The sequence below is a fragment of the Mycolicibacterium houstonense genome (genome assembly GCF_900078665.2).
GTDB lineage: Bacteria > Actinomycetota > Actinomycetes > Mycobacteriales > Mycobacteriaceae > Mycobacterium > Mycobacterium houstonense.
In genome coordinates this window covers 1,338,165-1,341,577 of record NZ_LT546207.1, presented here as the reverse complement: position 1 = coordinate 1,341,577, position 3,413 = coordinate 1,338,165, and the positions used below count along the sequence as shown (strand labels likewise).

The following is a 3,413-nucleotide window of genomic DNA, read 5'->3' as shown; positions in this document are numbered from 1 at the left end:
AGGTGTAGAAGAGACAGGTGCAGGACCGGCAGCTGTGGTGGGGTCGGTGTGGCCGAGCGCGCCGCGGCGCCCGTCGGTACCGAGCAGGGGTCGGCCGCCGCGGACGGAACGTTCAGCGGTGCGACCGCCAGCGCGACAGCGCAGACGGACGTCAGAGTCATCAGTCGACGGAGAGCCGGCATGACGCACCTTTCGGGCTGACGCGAAAACGGATCGGCGCTGTGCCCCCGGAGCGCATTTCACTGTGACGATAGTTGCCACAGTGGCGTATGGGGTTTTGCCAGCAACGATCGCGATCGATCCGTTACCGCGTCGAGACACCGGCGACGCGCATTCACGTCGCCGAGCCGTCAGAGACCCGTCGTCAGCCGCCCGGCACCACCAGGACCGGCCGGAAAGTGCGCTGCAACGTCGCGGCGGCCCCGCTGCCCAGCAGCACCTTCTTGAGCGCCGAACGGCCTCTCGACCCCACCACCACACCCCCGGCCCGCTGCTCATCAGCAAAGGCCACCAGCGCGTCGGCAGTGGCCCCGGCGCCGGACCCGCGGAATCGGCGCACCCGATGCGCGGCCTCGGCCTCGGGGTCGGAGGTGTCACCGTCGTCGACCGCCACGGAAATCACCTCGCGGTCGGGGAACAACTCACGAGCGGCGGCCAGCGCCCGCTCGGCACCCGCCGAGCCGTCCACACCGACCACCACCGGACCGTCGGCCACGGCGTCGTATTCGGCCGACACCATGTGCTGCGAGACCACCAGTACGGCGCGGGGCGCGTGGTGCACCACCAGATCCGACACACTGCCCAGCTTCGAGTCCGTGGCGCCGATCCCGCGGGCACCGACGATCAGCACATCGGGCTGGAGCTGTTCGGCCACCTGGGCCAGCCCCAGACCCTCGCCCGCCCAGGTGCGTTTGACGAGCGGTTCGGACTGCCACCCGGCGGCGCGCGCCAGCGTGACTCCGGTCCCGACCAACCGGGCGGCCTCGCCCTCGCTCTCGCTGTCCACGAGATCGATCAATTCGTCGACGTTGCGGGCCGAGTGCCGCAGCCGGGCCCGCAGGCCCTTACTGCCGAATGGTGGGGTGCACAGATAGACGATGACCGCCTCGGCCCCAGGGAACAGTGCGGCGCCGCTGCCGATCGCCGCATTGGCCGCCAGCGACCCGTCGTAGCCGAGCACTACCTTCATCTGCTTCCCCTTATCCATTCGTGCGTGCGATTCCAGACTAAAGGGCCGGTCGCGGTGTCCGTCACCTTCGCGCGCCGAACCGGAAACAGGTAGCCGGCTACCCTATCGACCACGCGCCGCTGCGGCGGACCCTGCATGCATGGACGCGACCGTCATCACCTGCGGCGCCGGAGCCGAGCTTCGGGCTCAGACGTTCCGGCGGTGGGTGTGGGGCGCAGCCGGCATCAGCCTGGCCGGCGGCGGGACCGTCGGCGCCTTCCTGGCATTCGCGGCTCCGATCGTGTTGAGCCCGACCGAGACCCAGCGTCTCCTGACGCGCGGGGGCACCGTGCTGATCGTGTTCCTCGCGGTCGCGATTCCGGTGATGCTTCGGGTACGGCGGCACCGGTTCGCGGCCAGCACCGCCTGGCTCAGCGAGGGCCGCCCGCCCACTCCGGCGGAGCAGCGGATGACGTTGGGCGCCTCGGGTGAGGCGGTGCGACTCTCGGGCGCGGTATGGGGTGTCGGCGCTGTGGTCTTCGGATCGCTGGCCCTCACCCAACAGGTGTCGACCGCCGTGTACATCTTCAGTGTGGTGGCCCTGGGCGGCATCTCGACCAGCGCCGTCTGGTACCTCGTCGTCGAACGCGTGATGCGCCCGGTGTCGGCCCGTGCGCTCGACGGCGCCGCCCCGGACCGGCGGTTCGGTCCGACGGTGGGCCGCCGGCTGATGATGGCGTGGCTGCTGGCCACCGGGGTACCACTGTTCGGCGTCGCGGTGCTCGCTGTGGGGTATCTGGCCGACATCGGTTTCCGGGCCCAGCGGACCTTCGCGGCCATCTTGATCCTGGCCGCGGTGGCGATCGTGGTGGGCCTGTTCGCCATTCTGATTGCCATCCGGTCGGTCACCGAGCGGGTGACCGCACTGCGTCGCGCGCTGGCCCAGGTGCAGGCGGGCGACTTCGGTGCGCGTGTCGAGGTTGACGATGCGAGCGAAATCGGGCGGCTCCAAGCCGGTTTCAACACCATGGCGGCCGGGCTGGCCGAACGCGAACGCATCCGCGATACCTTCGGCACCTACGTGGATCGCGATGTGGCCGAACACATTCTGTGTGCCGCCGGGTCAGTGGAAGCCCAGGAGGTCGACGTCACCTTGATGTTCGTCGACGTCCGCGGATTCACCACACTCGCCGAACGGCTGCGCCCCACCGAGGTGGTCACCACGCTCAACAGGTTGTTCGAGCGGATCGTCCCGATCGTGCACGAACACGGCGGCCACGTCGACAAGTACGCGGGTGATGGCCTGATGGCGGTCTTCGGGGCGCCGCGGCGTCAGGATCACCACGCCGATGACGCGCTGGGCGCCGCGCTGCGGATCGCCGATGCGGTACGTGAGGAGTTCCGCGGCGCGCTCTCGGTGGGCGTGGGGTTGAATTCCGGGCCGGTGGTGGCCGGAAACGTCGGCGGCGCAGGACGTTTGGAGTTCTCAGTGATCGGCGACGCGGTGAACGTCGCGGCCAGGGTCGAGACCGCGACCCGCCAGACCGGCGACACCGTGTTGCTCACCGACGCGACGTTGAGCCAACTGACCGGGGACCGAGGCGCTTTCGAGCTGCGGCCCGGGTTGGCGCTCAAGGGCAAGACCACTCAGGTGGCGGTATATGCCCCGGTGCTTCAGCGCTCGCCGTACTCGATCGGCGGTTCGGATGAATCGACCTTGCCGTAGCTCATGATGGTCAGCCCGTCGGGGCCGACCTCATAGCGCGCACCGTCGGCGGGGTTCACCGCGACGAAGCCGTTGCCGGAGCGTTCCGCCGTCGGGATCTGGAGGTTGGCACCGTCGCTGAGCCGCTCACCGCGATAGGAGAAGCTGTCCGGGCCGGACTGGCAGATCACCGCCAGTGACGAGGCGGTGCGAATCACCGCGGCCGGGGTGGTGCCCTCGACGCACCGGGCGGTGTGGCCGACGAAGCCCTGTTCGTCGGTGCCGCTGACGTTGGCGGTGGCCGATCCGGTGGCCGTCGTGGTGGTGGTCGGCGACTCGGCGTTGGTCTCCGACGGGCTCGGCGCGGTCAGCGTCTCCCGAGTCGATGTGCCGTTCCCGCCGCTGGCCAGGACCGCCGCCAGCACACCGGCGATGCCAAGCAGCGCGACCGACACCAGGATCAGGGTGAGCTGGGCGCGACTGAGCCGCGGTTTCCGTGCCGGAGCGGGCCGCTTCTGAGCCGGCGGTGGTGGCGGCGGG

2 protein-coding genes and 1 pseudogene are annotated in these 3,413 nt (G+C 70.0%); 1 reads left to right on the top strand and 2 read right to left on the bottom strand.

Translation table 11 applies throughout. The annotated features are described in order from the left end of the window. Positions 1–364: 364 nt before the first annotated feature. Positions 365–1,189 carry a universal stress protein gene (locus tag BN4332_RS06725; RefSeq protein ID WP_066897746.1) on the bottom strand — a complete coding sequence of 275 codons (825 nt, stop codon included), beginning with the start codon at positions 1,187–1,189 and terminating at the stop codon, positions 365–367. A gap of 139 nt (positions 1,190–1,328) precedes the next feature. Between BN4332_RS06725 and BN4332_RS06720 the strand changes: the two genes are divergently transcribed. Further along, positions 1,329–2,894, top strand: coding sequence for an adenylate/guanylate cyclase domain-containing protein (locus tag BN4332_RS06720; protein ID WP_066897745.1), 1,566 nt, complete (start codon positions 1,329–1,331; stop codon positions 2,892–2,894). Here BN4332_RS06720 and BN4332_RS06715 read toward each other — a convergent pair. After that, positions 2,843–3,413, bottom strand: a pseudogene (locus BN4332_RS06715) (serine/threonine protein kinase); the annotation flags it as partial. The gene BN4332_RS06720 and the pseudogene BN4332_RS06715 overlap by 52 nt on opposite strands.

Coding starts and splice junctions, on each gene's coding strand:
- BN4332_RS06720 (WP_066897745.1), top strand. CDS start 1,329: ATGGACGCGACCGTCATCACCTGCGGCGCCGGAGCCGAGCTTCGGGCT.
- BN4332_RS06725 (WP_066897746.1), bottom strand. CDS start 1,189: ATGAAGGTAGTGCTCGGCTACGACGGGTCGCTGGCGGCCAATGCGGCG.